Origin of the sequence: Terasakiella sediminum, from assembly GCF_033100395.1 — a bacterium.
GTDB lineage: Bacteria > Pseudomonadota > Alphaproteobacteria > Rhodospirillales > Terasakiellaceae > Terasakiella.
In genome coordinates, this window is record NZ_JAWLVJ010000064.1 from 1 (window position 1) to 1,400 (window position 1,400).

Genomic DNA, 1,400 nt, shown 5'->3' on the forward strand with positions numbered 1-1,400 from the left:
CGATAGCTTCATAGAGCAGGTTCATGAGACGGCAGCGTTCCTGCTTTTTTAAAGGTCGCCTGTTGAGCAATGGCTCCCACTGCCTCAAGGCTTGAATAGTGGCTTTAAAACTGAGCCTTCGTGGAGGCTGTTTCGTCTTTCCTGCCGCGTCAAACATTAAAAGGCGGATGGCATTATAAGCGATAAAATGCATCAGGATTTCTTTTCGCACCATGGGCGGCGTTTTACAGCGCAGGATATCCATCCCCATGGTGGTTTTGATATCGCGAAAGAACAGCTCCACATCCCATCTTTGATAATAAAGCGCTGCCAGTTCTGAAACAGGATAAGCCTCAGGGTCAGTCATGGTTGTCACCAGATAAAAAGATTTCGTTCTGTAGCCAGGAGCACTGATCTCAACCTTGATTTGACGCAACGTTAGAACATCGGGTAAAGCTTCCCATTCTGCTCGTCCATAACTGTGCTGCTTATTCCACAGAGGTTTAGGCCATTGGATCAACAGATCATTTTTGCCCAGCACTTCAATGGCAGAGGCTGCATCCACTGGAGTGCGACGCGCCAAAGTCAGAACTGAATCGACCCCGAATTGTTGCAGCTTCCAGACATCGTAATAACTGCAAAACCCTTTGTCGCCAAGGAACACATCTCCTTTGTTAAACGTACTCCACTGTTGGCGCAGCATAGGAAGTTCAGACCTTTTTCTATCACCAAGGCGATAACTCAACAAAGCCCCTGTGTGAAGGCAAAAGCAGGCACAAACCCGTCCTTGAGGGAAGCCGCAACCGGGTTGCTGTCCTTTAGGCTGAGGCCAGACGTGTTGATTATCAGGTGTGTCTGCCATGCTGACACCTGTGCCATCAACAACAATGACCCGGCGGCCTTTCCAGCCCTTTTCCTGGCTTCGTTCACGCAAGCTTTTTGACGTGTGGCTCAGAATCTTTTCTAACATGCTTTCATCAAGTTTATGACGGGCCTGACAATAAGCAGATGTGGAGGCTGATGGCACTTTCATAGATCGTTCACCAGCAAATGCCTGAACTTTGCGAACAACTTCCTGACAGCCGCCATCAGCATCAAGTATTTGAGAGAAGAATGCCCAGAATGTGTTGGTTTTGCTATACAGTCGTCGTCGGGAAAAAGAACCTCCGCTCCTTTGATCCAGTTCCCTCATTGGGATGAATTTGGAAAAACAATCTCCGAGTTGAGATAGGGAATGTCGCCGAATTCTTGCTGTTTCATCGACCAATTTTTGAAGGGCGGAACGGGGCTTGCGCCGTAACGTGGACCAGTGCAACCCCGGAAGATATAAGCTAGCGTTTTCCATGGGATAGTATCCCATTTTTATGATAAAATCGCACCCGAAAATTAATGCAGACAACGCCTTAACTTAGTGCCATTCG

Annotated in this window: 1 protein-coding gene; it reads right to left on the reverse strand. The window is 47.9% G+C overall.

Features of this window, described 5'->3' with window-relative positions:
- A partial coding sequence (locus tag RYZ26_RS19815) for an IS4 family transposase (RefSeq protein WP_317684992.1) occupies nt 1–1,378 on the reverse strand: 1,378 nt, incomplete at its 3' end.
- Nucleotides 1,379–1,400 lie beyond the last annotated feature (22 nt).